Source organism: Acinetobacter sp. 129952 (assembly GCF_056642055.1).
Genome location: NZ_JBWVSU010000019.1, coordinates 16,072 through 34,309 on the forward strand (window position 1 = coordinate 16,072; position 18,238 = coordinate 34,309).

Sequence of the window (18,238 nt, forward strand, 5' to 3'; positions counted from 1 at the left end):
ACGTATTTGCATATATGTGGAAATACGTATATAAGTATATCTGAGTTTCTAATAGCAGTGTTAGTCAAAATGTTCTCGACCATAAAGATTTATCACAATCCTGAGTGTGGTACATCAAGGAATACCTTAGCTTTAATTCAAAATGCAGGAATTGAACCAATCGTTATTGAATATCTAATTACCCCACCTTCGAAAGCAGAATTAATTGAACTTATTCGTAGTGCTGGTTTAAGTGTTAGAGAAGCAATTCGTAAAAATGTACCTCCATATTCTGATTTAGAAATTGTTCGGGAAGATTGGTCTGATGAACAGCTTTTAAATTTTATGCTTCAACATCCTATTTTGATTAACCGCCCATTCGTTGTTACGGATTTAGGTACACGTTTGTGTCGTCCTTCTGAAGTTGTTTTGGATATTCTCCCGTTTCCTCAGAAAGGCGCATTTAGCAAAGAAGATGGTGAAAAAATTATTGATGAAAATGGCCAAAGAATTAAATAGTACTTTCTCATCTCTTGAATGGAAAGAATGTGAAGGAGATTTATATGGATCAAGTTAATTTTTTTAAATGCTTATCAGATGAAACACGTCTCAATATAGTGACATTAATTGTTGAAAATAAAGAACTATGTGTATGTGATTTGACTGAAAAACTACAACTCAGTCAACCGAAAATTTCAAGACATTTAGCCCTTTTACGTGCTTCAGGGCTACTTCAAGATCGCAGACAAGGCCAATGGGTTTACTACAGTATCAATCCAAAATTGGCCAACTGGTGTTATGAAATTTTAGATATTTTGAAGACGGTTCAATCTCAATCAAAGCTGGATGATCAACACCCCCTTTCTGTAAATAGTTATTGTGAGTAATTCAATGAAATTTTTATTTTTATGTACTGGAAATAGCTGCCGTAGCATTTTGTCTGAAGTTTTGTTTAATAGCCGAGCACCAGAAGGTTGGAAAGCCTATAGCGCTGGGAGTAAGCCTTCAGGTCAAGTTCACCCGCTAACTTTAGAAACCCTTGAAAACTTAGGATTATCTACCGAAGGTTTATGGAGTAAAACGATTAATGATTGTGAACAATATCAACCTGATGTTGTGATCACAGTATGTGATTCTGCTGCTCAAGAAGCATGTCCACTTTATTTGGGTGGAGCAATCAAGGCACATTGGGGCTTGGCTGATCCTTCACACTTAGACGTGAATAAAGAAGAAAAAATGAAAGCCTTTATGAGCACTGTTGAACATATCAATCGTCGCTTAGATGCTTTATTTAAACTTAATGTAGATAAACTATCTCGCTCAGAATTGATTGCAGCAATTAATCAAATTTCGAACGTTGAGTAAGTGAAATGTCTGAAAAACGCTTATCTTTTTTAGATCGCAACCTGACGCTATGGATTTTTATTGCCATGGCCTTAGGCATTGCCATCGGAAACTTCTTTCCTCAGGCTTCTGTCGCACTCGATAAATTAAGCATTGATTCAGTGAATATTCCAATCGCGATTGGTCTTATTCTAATGATGTATCCACCACTGGCAAAAGTGAACTATGCGACTTTGCCACAAGTGTTTAAGGATAAGAAAACCCTTACTTTGTCCTTAGTACAAAACTGGCTGATCGCGCCAGTACTCATGTTTGCCCTGGCAATCATATTTTTACATAGTTATCCAGAATATATGACCGGTGTCATCCTGATTGGTCTTGCTCGATGTATTGCCATGGTTCTGGTGTGGAATGGCTTGGCCTGTGGTGATAATCAATATGTTGCAGCATTAGTTGCCTTTAACAGCATCTTCCAGATTCTATTTTTCAGTACCTATGCCTGGTTATTCCTGACCTTCCTTCCACCCTATTTTGGTGTCGCTTCGCAGGTCATTAATGTCGATTTCTGGACCATCACCCATGCTGTTCTGGTTTATCTTGGTATTCCGTTCTTATTAGGTTTCTTAACGCGATGGATTTTGGTGAAACAGAAAGGCGTGGAATGGTATGAAACCAAGTTCATTCCGAAAATCAGTCCGCTGAGTTTAATGGCTTTGCTGTTCACCATTCTGGCCATGTTTAGCCTAAAAGGCGGTGATGTCGTGAGTCTTCCGCTTGAAGTTTTACGCATCGCGATTCCTTTAACCATTTACTTCGTTTTAATGTTCTTCATCAGCTTCTTTATGAGTAAATGGATGGGCAATGACTATCCTAAGACCACAGCAATTGCATTTACCGCAGCGGGGAATAATTTTGAATTATCACTTGCAGTAGCGATTGCAACTTTTGGTATCGCTTCGCCTGTTGCTTTTACCACGATTATTGGCCCACTGGTCGAAGTTCCTGTGTTGATTGCCTTGGTGAGTGTTTCACTCTGGCTGAGAAAGAAAGTTTTTAAAGAGGCCTAACTCTATGAATCTCCCAAATGTAGATCTAAATCTTCTTGAGCAACCCACCTTTGAAAAAGTTCAAGCCAAAGAACTTGCTCATCCTCCGCGAATTTTGCTGCTGTATGGCTCTAATCGAGAACGTTCTTACAGTCGCCTTGCAGTTCTTGAAGCCGGTCGAATCCTTGAGCATTTTGGGGCGGAAATAAAAATCTTTCATCCTAAAGGGCTTCCTTTACCAGAAGATGCGGATACTGAGCATCCAAAAGTAAAAGAACTGCATGAGCTTTTAGCATGGTCAGAAGGCATGGTCTGGTGTTCACCTGAACGCCATGGTTCTATGAGTTCAATCTTTAAATCTCAAATCGACTGGATTCCACTGGCAGGAGGGGCAATCCGTGCTACCCAAGGTAAAACTCTTGCCTTGATGCAAGTCAGTGGCGGATCACAGTCATTTAACAGCCTGAACCAGATGCGTATTTTGGGGCGGTGGATGCGGATGATCACCATTCCAAATCAGTCTTCAGTTCCAAAAGCTTTTTTGGAGTTTGAAGAAGATGGACGAATGAAACCTTCGGCTTTCTATGACCGGATTGTGGATGTGATGGAAGAGTTATTTAAGTTCACCCTACTGACTCGTGGACAAAGCAAATACCTGACAGATCGTTATTCTGAACGCAAGGAATCGGCTGAAGAGTTGTCCAAGCGTGTAAATCAGCGCAGTTTATAAATGCTGGATGGTATTAAATACTGCGCCTCATTGCCAGGTCAGTAACACTTTTATGCTGTACCGATGAAGTGCTGTTAAAGGTACAATGAATATTGTAAAAACCCAGTCTTCATGATTGGGTTTTTACATTAAAGAAGTCAGAGATAAATAAGGAAAAGGTGAAGGCTTTGAACCAGAAACAGACTGAAACTGATGTGATCATTATCGGTGGTGGGCAGGCCGCTTTATCTACCGCTTATTTTTTAAAGCGCAAGAAAATCCCATTCATTATATTGGATGAGCAAAATCAAGCGGGGGGTGCCTGGCTGCATACCTGGGAGTCATTGCGTCTTTTTTCTCCTAATACCTGGAGTTCTCTATCCGGTTGGATGATGCCCATCACTGAACAGACCTATCCAACACGAAATGAGGTGATCCAGTATTTATCGGCTTATGAACAGAGATATCAATTTTCGATTGTTCGTCCAGTACATGTCGATCGTGTGGAATCGAAGGGAAAGTATTTAGACGTATATGCTGGAGAAAAGTTTTGGCGAGCCAAGGTGGTGGTCAGTGCAACAGGGACATGGCGCCAGCCGTTTATTCCTGATTATCCGGGACAGGAAAACTTTCAAGGCACGCAGTTACATTCAGCCCATTACCTGAATGCAGATTCATTTAAAGATAAGAAAGTCATCGTGGTGGGTGGGGGGAATTCGGGCGCGCAAATACTCGCTGAGGTTTCACAAGTTGCTGAAACCATTTGGGTCACAAAAACTCCGCCTCAATTTTTACCTGATGATGTCGATGGTCGAGTACTGTTTTTAAGAGCAACTGAGCGTTTAAAAGTACAACAAGAAGGAAGAAAAGTTGACCAGCCAATAGGTGGCCTAGGTGATATTGTGATGATCGATAGTGTCAAAGAGGCAAGGAATAGAGGAGTCTTACATAGCCGTCCACCTTTTCAATCTTTAGCTACAGATGCAGTTATTTGGCCAGATGGAAAAAAAGAGAAAATTGATGTGATTATTTGGTGTACTGGATTTAAGGCTTCATTAAATCATCTAAAAAGTATAGATATAGTAGAGCGAGATAACTTTGTAGAAGTTCAAAATGGAAGGTCTATTAAGTTACCTAACTTGTGGTTAGTTGGATATGGAGATTGGACAGGTATGGCATCTGCAACATTAATTGGCGTTTCTAGAACAGCGAGAGCTACAGTAGATGAGATCTTCACTTATCTACAAGAAATTAATACTAAAAAATTTTCAGAATAATTATCCATATCGAGTATAAGAATTTTAGAATCGGTTTTGTGTCTAGGCTACTGGGAGCATTCCAATATTTTGATTATTATTTCACTAAAAGTGTCTACAAGATCATGCTCTTCATTAAGCCATAATTTTTGATATTTAAACCTAATTTCATGAATTGCACTAAAAAGAGGGAACTCTTTCATAATTTATAATTAAATTAGAAGTTTTCTTAGGAAGCTGTTTAATATTATTGATATCTATACAGTTTTTCTTGTAAAAGCGCTTCATTTATAGTGAGTATTTCAATAAAATAAGGGAGCTAGCTCCCTTATTTTATTCATTTGCTAATTAAAAATTACTCGCAACTTGATATGTGATGAATGAAAAGATGTAGGCTAATGCAAACAAATAAGTTGCCATAATGATGGGCTGTTTCCAGCTGCCAGTTTCTCGTCTAATTGTTGCTAACGTAGCAAGACAATGGGGAGCAAAAATAAACCATACCAATAATGATAAACCTGTGGCTAACCCCCATCCATCCGGGCCTGAAATTTGACTTAACAGACTTTGAGTTACTGTATCTTCATCACCTGACATCGCATAAATCACCCCAAGAGCAGCAATTACAACTTCCCTTGCTGCCATAGCAGGAATGAGTGCAATACATATTTCCCATGTAAACCCAATAGGCGCAAATATAGGATGAATTAAATGCCCTAACTGACCAGCTAAACTATAGTTAATGGCCGGCATGCTTGCATTATCTGGTGGTTGAGGGAACGTGACTAGCACCCATAACAAGATAGACAGCGCAACGATAATGCCACCAACTCGTTTTAAGAAAATAGTTGCCCTATCATATAAGCCTAATGCAATATTTCTAATATCTGGAATTCGGTATGTGGGAAGTTCAAAAATAAAAATACTTTCAGTTTTATCTTTTCGAACCAACTTCAGAAACACTGAAACTAATAACGCTGAGACTATTCCCGACATATAAAGACCAAAAAGGACTAATCCTTGCAGACTTAACCAGCCGTAGATTAATTGGTTGGGAATAAATGCCGCGATCAATAAAGCATATACTGGCAATCTTGCTGAACAGGTCATCAAGGGTGCAATCATAATTGTTGCTAATCGGTCCCGTTCAGAGCTGATACTTCTGGTTGCCATAATTCCGGGAATGGCACAAGCAAAACTGGATAGCAGAGGAATAAATGAACGGCCGCTAAGCCCGGCTTTAGACATTAATTTATCTAAAAGAAATGCTGCCCGGGGTAAATAGCCTGACTCTTCAAGCATTAAAATGAAGAAGAATAAAATCAAAATCTGAGGCATATATGCAAGCACGCTACCTGCACCAGCAATTACCCCATCCACAACCAAGCTTTTTAATAGAGGATGTTGGATTAGTGGTCCAATAAAATCACTGAGCCATGCGACAAAATTTTCAATGAATTCAATAAAAGGCGTTGCCCATATAAATACCGCCTGGAACATCACAAACATGGTTAAAGTTAAGATTACTAAACCCAATACAGGATGTAGAAAAATTTTATCTAGAAATGCGGTTCTTTTATCACCACTGTCATTATTTAAAATAACTTGTTTGGTGATTTGTTTGACCTGTTCAAAATGACTTAATTCAGAATGATAAGGAGTAATAAAAAGATTTTTTTGATCTAATTGATTAATTAAATCTTGAATTCCTTTTGTTTTAACTGCGACAGCTTCAACTACAGGGATACCTAACAGTTGAGACAGTTTATCCTTATCAATGGAAATACCACGCTTTTTGACCTCATCCATCATATTTAATACAAGAATCATAGGGCGATTTAGAGCACGAACTTCGAGAACCAAGCTCAAATGTAAGCTTAAATTTGTGGCATCTACAACGCATATAAAAATATCGGGTAGAATTTCACCTTTTAGCTCGCCCAAACAAACTGCCCTGGTGACTTCTTCATCTAAACTACTAGGTTTTAAACTGTAAGTTCCGGGTAAGTCCAATACTCGTATTGCATCACCAGAAGGTAATTTAAAAGAACCTTCTTTTCTTTCTACGGTAACTCCAGCATAGTTGGCAACTTTTTGTCGCGTACCAGTAAGCGTATTAAATAAAGAGGTTTTTCCGCAATTTGGATTACCGACTAATGCAATGTTCTTAATCTTCATTGGATACTAACTCTACAAAAATTCTTTCAGCTTCATTCTTTCTTAATGCGAATCTTGAAGTTTCAATTTGAACTAAAACAGGATCTCCGCCAAAAACACCTTTAGCGAGTACTTGTAGAGTTTCACCCTCTCTAAAACCTAATAGTTGGAGCCGTTCCAATACGGGATCAGTGGTATGACTGTATTGATTACCTTTTTTGAGATCTCTAATTTTGACGATCTGATTTTGTTTAACTTGAAATAGATTCATTTTCGATACTCTTACTTCAAAGCCAAAATCTTTCGAGCACCATTAAGCACGAATAAAGAAACCAGGATGCCAATGATTAAGTCTGGGTAAGCTGATCCCGTCCACGCCACGAGTACACCGGCAAATATAACGCCCATATTTACCACAACGTCATTCGCCGAGAAAATCCAACTGGCTTTCATATGTGCGCCATCTTCTCGATGACCAGAAATAAGATATAAGCATGTCACGTTAGCTATAAGTGCGAGCAGGCCAATAACAATCATGAGCGTTGATTCTGGCTCGCTTCCAAACATGAATCGTCTAATGACATCAATAATCACGATGACAGCAAGTAATAACTGAATCCAACCTGCGAAATGGGCTGCTTTCACTTGATATTTCGCAGCTTTTCCGACGGCATATAGCGCAATACCATAAACGGCTGCATCGGCAAACATATCTAGAGAATCAGCAATCAATCCTGTAGACGCAGCAATAATTCCGCTGATGAATTCTATAAAGAACAGTAGAGCATTAATGCCTAATAACAGTTTAAGTACTTTAGCTTGTCTCACAGGATCAGGTTCATTAGGTATATCGCCTGTAGAAAGCTGTGTTTCATCAAGTTTCGCCCCAAAACCCAGTCCTTCAAGTTTGGCCGTAATTTGCTGACTCCCTTCATTATGGAAGACTTTCAGTTTTCGATTGGGAAGATCAAAAGTAAGACCTTTAACTGCTTCAATATCTGCAAGAGCCATACGGACCATTTGCTCTTCAGCAGAGCAATCCATTTTAGGAATGGTATAGGTACTTGTTTGCTTAGCCTGTTGATTGCTTATATAAGTTTCAGTCTTCACAAGCTTTGCACCAAAACCCAAAGCTTCAAGTTTGGTAGTTATATTTTCATCTTTTTGATTATGTAGAACCTTTAAAGACCGGTTAGGTAAATCAAAGATGAGTTTTTGAACACCATCAATTGAAGATAGCGCCATACGAACCATCTGTTCTTCCGCAGAACAATCCATTTTGGGAACTAAGTATTCACTCATGTAGTGCGAATCTTTTAAAACGTTTTCAGTGCTTAAATTTTCTTTGGGATCAGAACCACAACAGGATTGAGCGGTATCTTCACAACTGTTTGAAGTGTTACAGCAAGGAGATGAAGATTTTTCTTCTTCCTCTTCACCACAACAGCTAGGCGTATTATCACAATTCTTTGAATTGCTTGCTTCTGCAATTGATGGATGATTTTCTTGTTGAGATTTCTTATCTTCGCATGGTGTTTCTTTACTACATCCACAGCCACTCATAGTTATACCCATTAAAAAAATTTATAAACTTTGAATATTAGAATCCCTATAGTTACTATAGAGTCAAGATTTTTTGGAAATACCAACTCAATGCATTTAAAAATTGGTGAACTCTCTAAAAAAACCTCATGTTCAGTATTAACAATTAGGTTTTATGAAAAGGAAGGTTTAATTCCGGAACCCGAAAGAACGGAAGGAAATTACCGCCTTTACGATATAGGCTATGTTGAGCGAATTAAGTTTATTTTGAATTGCCGAACTTTAAATATGAGTTTGAATGAAATTCGTCAATTACTCACCTATAAAGATAATCCCAAGAAAAATTGTTCAGATGTGAATGAATTAATTGACTTACATGTCAGTGCTATCAGAGAAAATATAATCAAGCAACAAAAGCTTATTGAACAATTATCTGATTTAAGAGGTACTTGTGATGGCTTATGTACAATTGACCAATGTGGAGTTCTAAAAAATCTAGCTTGATTATCTAGACCTATGCTTTTTTCAAAAATTCTGTATATCTTTACTTAAGGCTGCAAAAAGTTTAAGGTTACTCAAATTCTGTGATCAGATCTTTGATAGATCTGGACAGCTTCTTATTGGTGTTTTAAATACAGATTTGTGTATGAAGAGAAAAACATTTCTAATCCAGATATTGGTACTCTTATTCACATTCCAGAATATTTGGAGTGTGGCAGAGGCTGCGTGTCTGCATGAAATGCCAAACATACCCAATTCAATACTCTCTAATCCAATCGATTTAGACGAAAAGAGTGATAGTCCTAGTCAAGCACTTTATTCCTTAGAAAACTATAAAGAAATTTATGACTATTGTCAGAAGGTTTGTTTTAACGAAAAGTGCAGTCATTTCTCAAATACAATCGTGATTCAGATTGACCCACCCGATGATTTGAAGCTTAAAACTCATTTTGAGACAGTCCTTACACCATCTTATTTGGGAAGAACTTTTTATAAATCCCCTTATCTGAATCAATTAACACCCCCTCCTGATTTGCCCCTACTATTGGTGGGGTAGTCTTATAAAAGCCCACCACTCCTAATCTCATTATGTGTGGGGCATTTCATGTCAAAAAACAAATTATATCAGGATACTTCTATCCTGAATTTATCCTGGTCAGCATTCCGTACAGGTGTCTTGCTATCAGCAATGATCAGCTTGAGTACTTCTGTAGTCGCCAGTCCTCAAGATTTAACGCTGCGACAAGCCATTGATCAGGTCAACCAGTATCAAGCGTCCCAAAATTTCTGGGAAACGCAAAACAGCATTAATGCCACGAATCTTCAGCAAAGTAAGCTGTTTAAAAATCCTGAACTGTCAGTTGAACAAACGGGATTTGGTTCAAATAATGAAAAAGAGCTTACCATTGGCATATCACAACCCTTGGATATTTTTGGTGAGCGAAAAGCAAACCAAAAATTAGCCAGTCTCTCTACAGATAAAACAGCACTGAAGCAGAAGATTTATCAAGCGCAAATTGAGCTTGCAGTGAAATATGTATGGTCACAACTGGCCATTGCCGAACTTGAAAGAAACATTGTCAATGAACAACTTCGGGTGAGCGAAGAAAACCTTAAAGCGATCGAGAAGCGCTTTACTGCGGGCGGTATCGCGCAAGTAGATGTGAATCGCGCACGTTTAAGTCATGCTGAAAATATCCGTCTTTTTAGACAGGCCGACTTACAAGTCCAAGTGGCCACCCAACAATTATCAAATTTATGGGGAACCTCTGATAAGTCATTGCAGGTAAACCTCTCTTCACAAAAGCTCTGGCCAAAATCGACTCATCAGCAGGTTCAAGAATATTTAGCGGAAAACTACGTTGAGAAATATCGAGCTTTACTGGTATTAGAGTCTCAAGCAACGGTTGATCAACTAAGGGCAAAGGCACGTCCTAACCCCACTTTAAACCTAGGTGTCAACCGCACCCAATCCTTGGAAAACTCCACACAAAATCAATTAGTAGTCGGAGTCAGTGTACCGCTTAATATTTTCGATCGTCAGCAAAATGGCATAAAAATCGCGCAAGAAAAAATGAACTTATTAGAGCGTCAGAAAGAGTTTTATCTAAAGCAAAATGCGCTGCAAATAGGCACAATTTTAACCGAGTTGCAGGGTTTAGAGCTGCAATTCAAAGTCGTTGACGAGACTCAAATTCCTTTGGCGACTCAAGTTCAAAGTAAGACGCTACAAGGTTTCTTGGCAGGCAAGTTTGCTTTAACCGATGTTCAGCAAGCCACGCTTCAATTACAAGACATCCGTCTGCGTAAAGTCCAGTTGTTACGGGATGGCTGGCAAAAGGCCATTGAAGCAGAAAGTTTGAGCTTAGGCATTAGCCCAAGTGAAGTCATGTCGAAAGATGCTATTGCACAAATCAATCAAAACTTATGGCAAGACATACAGGCCATGCCTGTCATTGGTGGGGGAAATTAACATGTTCGATCTTAAAAACAGCTTAAAAAAACAGAGCGGAAAAATCTCTCAACCTCTACTGATTGGTTTGGTCATCGGCGCAACCGTACTACTCAGTATTTTCTTGATCTTGTCGGGTAAGAATAAATCTGAAACATCAGATGAACATGCAGAGGAAGAAGGCGCAGAGGAACATGGAAGTGAAGAACATGGCGGTGAAACCGAAGAGCATGCAGAAGGCGTGAGCCTGACGGCCAAGCAACTGGTGGAACAGGGCATACAGTTATCAGCGGTCGATCAAGGTCCGGTGGTTAAATTAAGTTCTTATCCTGCCAAACTCAATGTGAATACGGATCAGCAAGCGCATGTCTCACCGAGTTTTAGCGGTCATGTAGAAAATGTTTATGTAGAACTCGGCCAAAAAGTTCAGAAAGGGCAGCCTTTGGCTACATTGCTTGTTCCTGATCTAGTTGATCAGCAGGCCAATCTTAAAATTGAACAAACCAATCTGGAACTGGCGAAACAAGACTTTGAGCGTGAGCGTCAATTGTGGTCACAGGGTATCTCAGCAAAACAGGACTATCAACGGGCTTATAACAGTTATAAACGGGCACAAATTCAGGTTCAAGCGGCCCAATCACGTTTAAGTGCATTTGGTGCTGTGAATGCCAGTAACGGGCGCTATATTTTAAAAGCCCCAATTTCTGGCGTGATCAGTAAAAAGGATTTGGTTCTCGGGGAAAATGTTCAGTTAGCAAGTCAACTCTTTACCATAGACCGGTTAGATCAGCTCTGGCTTGAGTTTATTGTTCCAAATTCTGAAATTGTGGGCTTAGCCCCGAATCAAAAGATCGAATTTAAATCTTTGCAAACTGAAAAGGTTTACAGGGCAGTTATTCAAACCTTAAATACTGAAGCGGATATTCAAACAGGTCGTCTTCAGGTGCGAGCAAAAGTTGAATCGAATGCAACCGAATTACGTCCAAACTTGATGGTAAACGTACAGTTGCAACAACGCAGTGAAAGTACCGCACTACGGGTACTTAAGTCCGCAGTTCAGAATGTCGATGGAAAAGATGTGGTTTTTGTCGCCACTCAGCATGGACAAAAAGTTGAATTCACTCCGCAGCCGGTGAAATTAGGTCAATCGTCTGGGGATAGCCAGTGGATTGAAGTGGTAAATGGGCTTAATCAGGGACAAAAATATGCCGCTCAAGGCAGTTTCTTACTGAAATCTGAGATGGAAAAAGGAGAGGCTTCACATGAGCACTAAAAGCCCTCACATTCCAGACCACGAATCGGTAAAACCTGAAGGGCTGTTTGATCGGCTGATCCAGTTTTCTATTCATAACGCCATTTGGATTATGCTGTTTATTGCAGCCTGGATTGCTATTGGTATTTATAGTTATCAAAAGTTACCGATTGATGCTGTACCGGATATTACCAATACTCAGGTGCAGATTAACACTTCAGCCAATGGCTTTACGGCTTTGGAAATGGAACAGCGGATTACCTATCCAATTGAGAATGCCATGTCAGGCATGCCGAAAATGGAACAAACCCGCTCTATTTCACGCTACGGCTTATCACAAGTGACCATCATTTTTGAAGATGGCACGGATATTTACTGGGCCAGACAGCTTATCAACCAGCGCTTGCAAGAAGCAATGGGAGAAATGCCTGAAGATGTGCAACCTAACATGTCACCTATTTCGACAGGTTTAGGTGAAATCTATCAATGGGTGATTAAAGCCGAACCAAATGCTAAAAAGCCGGATGGGACCGCTTATTCGGCGATGGATTTACGTGAAATTCAGGATTGGATTGTAAGGCCACAATTACAGCGCGTAAAAGGCGTTGCGGAGATCAACAGCATTGGTGGCTTTAATAAAACCTATGTGGTTGCCCCAGATCTGAACCGATTGCAACAATTACAAATTCCTTTGACTGATTTACAAACCGCCTTAACAGAAAATAATGAAAACCGTGGTGCTGGGTATATCGAGAAAAATGGACAACAGTTGACTGTGCGGGTGCCCGGCACTTTAAACACGATTGAAGATATCCAGAACATCAGTATTGCCAATAAAAACGGCTATCCGATTCGGGTGGCAGATGTCGCCAATGTCTCAATTGGTCATGACTTAAGAACAGGGGCTGCAACCTATAATGGTGAAGAAACTGTATTGGGTATTGCCATGATGATGATGGGAGAAAATAGCCGTACCGTTGCTCAAGCCATTGATGAAAAGGTGCAATCGATCCAGCAATCGCTACCTAAAGGTGTGATGATTGAGACTGTGTATGACCGTACGCATTTGGTTGATCGGGCGATCAAAACCGTTCAGAAAAATTTGATTGAGGGTGCAATCCTCGTCATTGTTATTTTATTTCTCTTTCTAGGTAATTTCCGTGCTGCGCTGATCACGGCTTGCGTTATCCCACTGTCAATGCTGTTTACCTTGACGGGAATGGCAGAGCAGAAGATTAGTGCAAATCTGATGAGTTTAGGGGCACTGGACTTCGGTATTATTATTGATGGTGCAGTGGTTATTGTAGAAAACTGTATCCGTCGGCTAGCAGAAGCTCAGAAGCTGAAAGGTGGTTTACTTAGCCGTTCTGAAAGATTTAAAGAAGTCTTCTTGGCTGCAAAACAGGCGCGTCGTCCTCTCATCTTTGGACAGTTAATTATTTTGGTGGTTTATCTACCTATCTTTACCCTGACGGGGGTAGAAGCCAAACTTTTCCATCCTATGGCAATGACGGTTGTACTGGCTTTAATTGGGGCCATGATTTTATCTGTCACTTTTGTGCCAGCCGCAGTTGCCCTATTTGTCACTGGAGAAGTCAAGGAAACCGAAAGTCGCTGGATGCATTGGCTTAAAACCAAATATGAACTGCTTTTAGATAAAGCCTATGAGCTTCGTTTATTTGTGACTATTGTGGCTGCCTGTATTTTAGTGCTTACGGGTGTGCTAGCCACTCAAACAGGTAGCGAGTTTGCACCTCAACTGGGTGAAGGTGATTTTGCTGTTCAGCAAATGCGTTCCCCAAGTACAGGGTTAGAACAGTCACTGAGAATGCAGGAAAATACTGAAAAGTTACTGTTGAAAGAATTTCCTGAAATTAAAGCGATCTTTGCCCGTACCGGTACAGCAGAAGTGGCCACAGATGTTATGCCACCCAACATTTCAGATGGCGTGGTACTGTTAAAACCTCATGATGAATGGCCTGATCCAAAACAAACGATTGATGAGCTTCGCCAAAGAATGATTACTTTCTTAGCGACATTGCCGGGAAATAACAGTGAGTTCTCGCAACCCATTGAACTGCGCTTTAACGAGTTAATTTCAGGGGTGCGAAGTGATGTGGGTGTCAAATTATTTGGTGATGACATGGAGATTCTAAATCGCGAAGCGAATAAAATTTCTCAAAAAATTAACTCAATTTCAGGCGCGACAGCCGTTAATGTAGAACAGACCAGTGGCTTACCCTTGTTGAATGTAGAGGTGGATAAGTCCAGAGCTGCACAATATGGCTTGTCGGTAAGAGCAATTCAGGATCTGGTAGCTACAAGTGTCGGTGGCCAGAATGTTGGAACAATTTTACAGGGAGACAAGCGTTTTGATTTTGTCATCCGTCTAGATGAATCCCAGCGTAGTCCTGAACAGTTAGCGGTACTTCCTATTCAATTGCCGAATGGTGGTTTAGTCCAACTGCAAGATGTGGCACGCGTTGAAAATATCCTGGGTATTAATCAGGTCAGCCGTGAAAATGGTAAACGTCGAGTGGTTATTACTGCAAATGTAGAAGGACGTGATTTAGGCTCATTCGTAACAGAGCTTCAGAGCACGTTATCCAAACAGGAATTACCAAGCGGTTATTGGATAGATTATGGCGGTCAATTTCAAAATCTGATGTCTGCAAAAGCGCGTATGCAATTGGTGGTTCCGCTCGCATTGTTGACGATCTTTATTTTATTGATGGCTGTATTCCATAATATCAAAGAAAGCTTACTGGTCTTTAGTGGTGTACCGTTTGCCTTATGTGGAGGCTTAATCGCGTTGTGGTTGCGTGACATTCCATTATCCATGTCAGCAGGGGTTGGCTTCATTGCACTATCGGGGGTGGCTGTACTGAATGGCTTAGTCATGCTTACCTTTATCAAAGAGTTGCGACAACAATATGACCTTTATTATGCAACGTGGCAGGGTGCAATTTTGCGTCTTAGACCTGTGCTGATGACAGCTTGTGTGGCGTCCCTTGGGTTTGTCCCGATGGCTTTGGCAACCGGAACTGGGGCAGAAGTACAGAGACCTTTAGCAACAGTGGTTATTGGAGGAATTATCTCCTCTACCCTGCTTACATTGGTTTTATTGCCCGTACTGTACCGCTGGATGAATGAAAAGAAAGCTTCTTAATCCATTAGATTAAGCAATTTTTAGCAGAGATATTGAGCCTGTCTCAAGTATCTCTGCTAATCATGGATTGAATAAGGAAAATTTTATGTCAGAACATCATGATCATAGCCATGCGGTTGTTACTGAAGGAAATAGTAAGAAATTAATGTTTGCTTTGGGTTTAACGACTACTTTTTTAATAGTAGAAGTTGTCGCTGCTTTTATTACCCAAAGTTTAGCATTACTGTCTGATGCCGCTCACATGTTTACTGATGTAGCCGCATTAGCTATTGCTCTTGCTGCTATCAAAATTGGTAAAAAAGCCGCAGATGATAAAAGAACTTTTGGCTATCAGCGATTCGAAATTTTAGCGGCTCTGTTTAATGCAGTGATGCTTTTTGTAGTGGCGATATATATCGTCTATGAAGCTTACCAACGTTTTACGAATCCTGCTGAAATTCAAAGTATTGGAATGATGATTGTCGCAGTCATTGGTTTGGTCATAAATTTGATTTCAATGAAAATCCTTTCTGCGAGTGCTGAAGGAAGTCTAAATGTGAAAGGCGCATATTTAGAAGTTCTTAGTGATGCACTGGGATCGATAGGCGTGATTATCGGAGGAGTGGTCATTTATTTTACCCAGTGGATGTGGGTAGATACCTTAATCGCTGTGTTAATTGGCTTCTGGGTCTTACCTCGAACTTGGGTTTTATTAAAACAAAGTATCCATATTTTGCTTGAAGGGGTTCCTGATGAGATTGATATTGAGTCGTTAAGAAATGATTTATTGATGCTAGAGGGTGTTGAAGGGATTCATCAGTTGAAAGTCTGGGCTATATCTTCAAAAAACATTCATTTAACTGCTCATTTAGTTGCTCCTAATAGCAATCCAGATCAGCTCTATCAAAAGGCCTTAGACGTTCTAAAACATAATCATAGTATTACTGAAATTACGTTACAAATAGAAAGTACGGAATGTAATACATTGGAACAGCATAAACATTAAAGTGCTGCTCTTTCTACATAATGGACAGATGACTAGGCTGATAAACCTTACCATTTTCCTGTATTACACTTCTATTTATCACACGCACTTTAAACACCATCCTGAGACATTTTAAAATTACAAGAATGTAATTTATGAGTCCTCTGGGTGTTAATTCTTTAAAGTTAGAATATCTAACAAGTATTAAATGAGAGTAAATAAACATGCTATTCAAAAATAAATTTTGTACTAAATTACTGTTAATTAGTGCATTCTTTAGTATCGCAAGTTTTAGTTATGCAGATGGCGGCTTGTTATTTCTTGAAAAGAATTTAAAAGCTTCTAAAGTTGAAAATTCTAAACAAAAACAAGTTAAAAATAATGAATCAAATGAATCAAATGAATAGTTGGGTTGCATAAATAAATCAATTAGACTTATTCATTCAGCAATATAATTCCTGAATGAATAAGTTTATAACTAAAACCTATTACACCATTAGTTGAACTACATATAATTATAATATTAAAAATAAAGTATTTTTTTTAATCCCATTTCAATGGGTCATCTTTATATATCTCAATTTATGTTGTAAACATACAATGTAATTTCTAAATAAAAATATCCAATTTTTTTAAATCACTTCAGGATATAAAGCTTTAGCTATGCCAAAGCCAATTAAACCTGCTATGGCTAAATATAGGGCTTTCATGTACCACATGCCCCAAAGTACAGTTATTTTATTTGCTGAAAACTTATGTACTGGCTGACTTAAAAAATTGGTTGTTTGGTTAAATGACTTTTCAGATGCTTCAAGAGCATAATAATTTAATGCGGGGAACAAGCAAGCAACCAATAAAATAGCGATTGCGGGAAACACAAATGCTTTAGGCAGACTAAATTTTATTGCGAATTATAAAGCCGCACCTACACCAATAATGCCTAAAAAGGATTTAGTAAAGCTTGCAAAGTCTAAGCCAGTTGTGCCTGCACCTTTCCACATCAAAAAGCCTATGTGGGGCAGTAAAAAAGTTTCATACTAAGTATTAAAGTATCATACTGAGCAATAAATTCTCATACTAGATTGCTCAAAGGATTTATCTATGGCCTTACCTAAATACAATCTTGAATGGTGTCAAAACTATGCGAAACAGCATAAAGGAGAATGTCTTTCAAAAGAATATCTAGGTAGGACTGTTAAACTCCTATATAGATGTGAAAAAGGCCATGAATTTTATGCCACTCCTGCCGTTCATATACATAAAAAATCTTGGTGTAATGAATGTAGCAATAGAGATGTTGCACATACCTATGAATTTGTTAAGGAATTTATAGAAAGTAAAGGCGGTGTTTTATTTTCTACAGAATACATCAATGTACGTCAGAAGCTTGATGTGCAATGTGAAAAGAAGCATAAATGGAATCCTACTTTTCAAAACTTATTTCACAATAACTCATGGTGTCCAGTTTGTTCTGGTACAGGTAGGCGTACCTATGGCAAACGTGTAAGGGTCATAAGCTAGTATGAAACTTTATTACTCATAAATGTTTCATGGATTCATATCTAAAGTTCCAGTATGAACATTTATTGTTTTTTCAGTTTATATGCTTTCACATAAAATCAAAGGCTTGAGAGTAAGCCAATGTGATAATTTTTTACTCTCGTACAAAACCCTAATTACTGATCTTCTTTAGAACCAAAGAAAAACCAACTTCAAGTTGGTTTTTCTTTTTTAATCATCAGTGGCGACCTTAACACCATATCCAATTAAACCTGCAAGGCTAGCATAGGCTATTTTGGCATAAATCGAACCCCACCAGACCGTAATTTTACTGGCACCAAATTCCCGAACCGTTTGCCCCATAAAATTAGTGGTTTCATAGAAATTTTTAGCAGAATAACCTAACGCAATATGATCAAGGACAGGGAATAAACTAAAAGCTAAACCTACTGCTGCTGCGGGGAAAGTAAACTCTCTTGGTAGACCGAATTTTCCAGCAATAAATACAAGCGATACCACGATAATTAATCTGATGATAGTCCATAGCATCACTGTGAAAGGCAAGTTAAAGATGCCTGCTCCCTGCCACGCAAGACCGCAGACAACTAACACGATAAAGCCTACAACTATCAGGAATAATACAAATTTATCATGATCATCTTTACTCATTAAAAAGTCCTTTATGGTTTGTTATTTTCACTTACTTATGCCAGGTGAAGTTAGATTCTAGGTGTATTTCTAGGGGTAGTATTAAGATGGCACTGTTGCAAATAACCACGAATGGTAAGCTGAAGACTGTTTTAGCTAAAGGTGCAGCATATGAATCCTTTCCATGGTCGGCATTTTCAGGGCGAAATCATTCTTTGGG

General features: G+C 39.1%; 19 protein-coding genes. 14 read left to right on the forward strand and 5 right to left on the reverse strand.

Going from position 1 to position 18,238, the window contains the following annotated elements; genetic code table 11:
- Nucleotides 1-69 precede the first annotated feature (69 nt).
- The 6 genes from arsC (at nt 70) to AC1IR0_RS14675 (ending at nt 4,355) form a co-directional block, all read left to right on the forward strand.
- On the forward strand, nt 70-498 hold the full coding sequence (arsC, locus tag AC1IR0_RS14650) for an arsenate reductase (glutaredoxin) (protein WP_004733243.1): 429 nt from the start codon (nt 70-72) through the stop codon (nt 496-498).
- Between the two features lie 44 nt (nt 499-542).
- The gene (locus tag AC1IR0_RS14655) at nt 543-866 is read left to right on the forward strand and encodes a metalloregulator ArsR/SmtB family transcription factor (RefSeq protein ID WP_004644742.1); all 324 of its coding nucleotides are present in this window, start codon (nt 543-545) and stop codon (nt 864-866) included.
- 4 nt (nt 867-870) lie between these two features.
- Nucleotides 871-1,344, forward strand: coding sequence for an arsenate reductase ArsC (locus AC1IR0_RS14660; RefSeq protein ID WP_004781073.1), 474 nt, complete (start codon nt 871-873; stop codon nt 1,342-1,344).
- A gap of 5 nt (nt 1,345-1,349) precedes the next feature.
- Nucleotides 1,350-2,390, forward strand: a complete 1,041-nt coding sequence (gene arsB / locus AC1IR0_RS14665) for an ACR3 family arsenite efflux transporter (RefSeq protein WP_004644740.1) — start codon at nt 1,350-1,352, stop codon at nt 2,388-2,390.
- A 4-nt stretch (nt 2,391-2,394) separates the two neighbouring features.
- Nucleotides 2,395-3,099, forward strand: coding sequence for an arsenical resistance protein ArsH (arsH, locus tag AC1IR0_RS14670; RefSeq protein WP_004644739.1), 705 nt, complete (start codon nt 2,395-2,397; stop codon nt 3,097-3,099).
- A gap of 167 nt (nt 3,100-3,266) precedes the next feature.
- Nucleotides 3,267-4,355, forward strand: coding sequence for an ArsO family NAD(P)H-dependent flavin-containing monooxygenase (locus AC1IR0_RS14675; RefSeq protein WP_026444402.1), 1,089 nt, complete (start codon nt 3,267-3,269; stop codon nt 4,353-4,355).
- A gap of 327 nt (nt 4,356-4,682) precedes the next feature.
- On the opposite strand, the gene feoB is transcribed toward AC1IR0_RS14675, so the two are convergent.
- Genes feoB through AC1IR0_RS14690 form a run of 3 tightly spaced genes read right to left on the reverse strand, consistent with a single transcriptional unit; the run spans nt 4,683 to nt 8,054 of the window.
- Nucleotides 4,683-6,512 (reverse strand): ferrous iron transporter B, encoded by a 1,830-nt coding sequence (gene feoB / locus AC1IR0_RS14680; protein WP_026444403.1) that lies wholly within the window; start codon nt 6,510-6,512, stop codon nt 4,683-4,685.
- The gene (locus tag AC1IR0_RS14685; RefSeq protein WP_004665962.1) at nt 6,502-6,762 is read right to left on the reverse strand and encodes a FeoA family protein; all 261 of its coding nucleotides are present in this window, start codon (nt 6,760-6,762) and stop codon (nt 6,502-6,504) included. Before AC1IR0_RS14685 ends, feoB begins: the two co-directional genes overlap by 11 nt.
- A gap of 11 nt (nt 6,763-6,773) precedes the next feature.
- Nucleotides 6,774-8,054: a cation efflux transmembrane domain-containing protein gene (locus tag AC1IR0_RS14690; RefSeq protein WP_004910216.1), complete on the reverse strand. Its 1,281-nt coding sequence runs from the start codon at nt 8,052-8,054 to the stop codon at nt 6,774-6,776.
- Nucleotides 8,055-8,144: 90 nt separating this feature from the next.
- On the opposite strand from AC1IR0_RS14690, the gene cadR reads away from it, so the two are divergent.
- The 7 genes from cadR (at nt 8,145) to AC1IR0_RS14725 (ending at nt 16,277) form a co-directional block, all read left to right on the forward strand.
- Nucleotides 8,145-8,537: a Cd(II)/Pb(II)-responsive transcriptional regulator gene (cadR, locus tag AC1IR0_RS14695; RefSeq protein ID WP_004281856.1), complete on the forward strand. Its 393-nt coding sequence runs from the start codon at nt 8,145-8,147 to the stop codon at nt 8,535-8,537.
- 142 nt (nt 8,538-8,679) lie between these two features.
- Nucleotides 8,680-9,090 (forward strand): hypothetical protein, encoded by a 411-nt coding sequence (locus AC1IR0_RS14700; RefSeq protein ID WP_025465702.1) that lies wholly within the window; start codon nt 8,680-8,682, stop codon nt 9,088-9,090.
- Between the two features lie 48 nt (nt 9,091-9,138).
- Nucleotides 9,139-10,506 carry a TolC family protein gene (locus tag AC1IR0_RS14705; RefSeq protein WP_004677225.1) on the forward strand — a complete coding sequence of 456 codons (1,368 nt, stop codon included), beginning with the start codon at nt 9,139-9,141 and terminating at the stop codon, nt 10,504-10,506.
- A gap of 1 nt (nt 10,507) precedes the next feature.
- Nucleotides 10,508-11,758 (forward strand): efflux RND transporter periplasmic adaptor subunit, encoded by a 1,251-nt coding sequence (locus AC1IR0_RS14710; RefSeq protein ID WP_086197158.1) that lies wholly within the window; start codon nt 10,508-10,510, stop codon nt 11,756-11,758.
- The gene (locus tag AC1IR0_RS14715) at nt 11,748-14,906 is read left to right on the forward strand and encodes an efflux RND transporter permease subunit (RefSeq protein WP_479741515.1); all 3,159 of its coding nucleotides are present in this window, start codon (nt 11,748-11,750) and stop codon (nt 14,904-14,906) included. Before AC1IR0_RS14710 ends, AC1IR0_RS14715 begins: the two co-directional genes overlap by 11 nt.
- 85 nt (nt 14,907-14,991) lie before the next feature.
- Nucleotides 14,992-15,891, forward strand: a complete 900-nt coding sequence (locus AC1IR0_RS14720) for a cation diffusion facilitator family transporter (RefSeq protein WP_026444404.1) — start codon at nt 14,992-14,994, stop codon at nt 15,889-15,891.
- Nucleotides 15,892-16,094: 203 nt separating this feature from the next.
- Nucleotides 16,095-16,277, forward strand: a complete 183-nt coding sequence (locus tag AC1IR0_RS14725; RefSeq protein WP_004281850.1) for a hypothetical protein — start codon at nt 16,095-16,097, stop codon at nt 16,275-16,277.
- Nucleotides 16,278-16,502: 225 nt separating this feature from the next.
- Here AC1IR0_RS14725 and AC1IR0_RS14730 read toward each other — a convergent pair whose 3' ends face one another.
- Nucleotides 16,503-16,748 (reverse strand): hypothetical protein, encoded by a 246-nt coding sequence (locus AC1IR0_RS14730; RefSeq protein WP_005407459.1) that lies wholly within the window; start codon nt 16,746-16,748, stop codon nt 16,503-16,505.
- A gap of 223 nt (nt 16,749-16,971) precedes the next feature.
- On the opposite strand from AC1IR0_RS14730, the gene AC1IR0_RS14735 reads away from it, so the two are divergent.
- Nucleotides 16,972-17,391, forward strand: a complete 420-nt coding sequence (locus tag AC1IR0_RS14735; protein WP_004281849.1) for a hypothetical protein — start codon at nt 16,972-16,974, stop codon at nt 17,389-17,391.
- Between the two features lie 210 nt (nt 17,392-17,601).
- Here AC1IR0_RS14735 and AC1IR0_RS14740 read toward each other — a convergent pair whose 3' ends face one another.
- Entirely contained in the window at nt 17,602-18,039 is a 438-nt protein-coding gene (locus AC1IR0_RS14740; RefSeq protein WP_005108951.1) for a hypothetical protein, read from the reverse strand.
- Nucleotides 18,040-18,238 lie beyond the last annotated feature (199 nt).

Excerpts from the sequence above, each read along its gene's own strand:
- arsC (WP_004733243.1), top strand. The coding sequence starts at position 70 with ATGTTCTCGACCATAAAGATTTATCACAATCCTGAGTGTGGTACATCA.
- AC1IR0_RS14655 (WP_004644742.1), top strand. The coding sequence starts at position 543 with ATGGATCAAGTTAATTTTTTTAAATGCTTATCAGATGAAACACGTCTC.
- AC1IR0_RS14660 (WP_004781073.1), top strand. The coding sequence starts at position 871 with ATGAAATTTTTATTTTTATGTACTGGAAATAGCTGCCGTAGCATTTTG.
- arsB (WP_004644740.1), top strand. The coding sequence starts at position 1,350 with ATGTCTGAAAAACGCTTATCTTTTTTAGATCGCAACCTGACGCTATGG.
- arsH (WP_004644739.1), top strand. The coding sequence starts at position 2,395 with ATGAATCTCCCAAATGTAGATCTAAATCTTCTTGAGCAACCCACCTTT.
- feoB (WP_026444403.1), bottom strand. The coding sequence starts at position 6,512 with ATGAAGATTAAGAACATTGCATTAGTCGGTAATCCAAATTGCGGAAAA.
- AC1IR0_RS14685 (WP_004665962.1), bottom strand. The coding sequence starts at position 6,762 with ATGAATCTATTTCAAGTTAAACAAAATCAGATCGTCAAAATTAGAGAT.
- AC1IR0_RS14690 (WP_004910216.1), bottom strand. The coding sequence starts at position 8,054 with ATGAGTGGCTGTGGATGTAGTAAAGAAACACCATGCGAAGATAAGAAA.
- cadR (WP_004281856.1), top strand. The coding sequence starts at position 8,145 with ATGCATTTAAAAATTGGTGAACTCTCTAAAAAAACCTCATGTTCAGTA.
- AC1IR0_RS14700 (WP_025465702.1), top strand. The coding sequence starts at position 8,680 with ATGAAGAGAAAAACATTTCTAATCCAGATATTGGTACTCTTATTCACA.
- AC1IR0_RS14705 (WP_004677225.1), top strand. The coding sequence starts at position 9,139 with ATGTCAAAAAACAAATTATATCAGGATACTTCTATCCTGAATTTATCC.
- AC1IR0_RS14710 (WP_086197158.1), top strand. The coding sequence starts at position 10,508 with ATGTTCGATCTTAAAAACAGCTTAAAAAAACAGAGCGGAAAAATCTCT.
- AC1IR0_RS14715 (WP_479741515.1), top strand. The coding sequence starts at position 11,748 with ATGAGCACTAAAAGCCCTCACATTCCAGACCACGAATCGGTAAAACCT.
- AC1IR0_RS14720 (WP_026444404.1), top strand. The coding sequence starts at position 14,992 with ATGTCAGAACATCATGATCATAGCCATGCGGTTGTTACTGAAGGAAAT.
- AC1IR0_RS14725 (WP_004281850.1), top strand. The coding sequence starts at position 16,095 with ATGCTATTCAAAAATAAATTTTGTACTAAATTACTGTTAATTAGTGCA.
- AC1IR0_RS14735 (WP_004281849.1), top strand. The coding sequence starts at position 16,972 with ATGGCCTTACCTAAATACAATCTTGAATGGTGTCAAAACTATGCGAAA.
- AC1IR0_RS14740 (WP_005108951.1), bottom strand. The coding sequence starts at position 18,039 with ATGAGTAAAGATGATCATGATAAATTTGTATTATTCCTGATAGTTGTA.